The organism is Psychrobacter sp. CAL346-MNA-CIBAN-0220 (assembly GCF_040309805.1).
GTDB lineage: Bacteria > Pseudomonadota > Gammaproteobacteria > Pseudomonadales > Moraxellaceae > Psychrobacter.
Window position 1 is genome coordinate 1 of record NZ_JBEOPF010000677.1, and the last position, 240, is coordinate 240.

General features: G+C 41.2%; 1 protein-coding gene. It reads right to left on the bottom strand.

The genetic code is table 11. The features are described from left to right. Window positions 1-240 (bottom strand): DUF3083 family protein (locus AAEY88_RS15290; RefSeq protein WP_350563759.1); only part of this gene is annotated, 240 nt, incomplete at both ends.

Genomic DNA, 240 nt, shown 5'->3' on the forward strand with positions numbered 1-240 from the left:
CTGCAACGCTGTGTAAACGGTTAGCCTCATGGTGGGCTGGGTTATAGAAAAAACGTAATTGCTCATCTGTGGTTAAGCAATAAGCTTCACTGTGGAAGCGTACCATAGGCAATTTATCGGTAGTGACAACGTGCACGTTGTACAATTCTTGCTTTTCGGCTAGTTGATAGACGAGTTTGCTAAATTCATCGTAACAAGTTTCTAAATCACTGTATGCATTAAGATAGTCATCCGTTAACG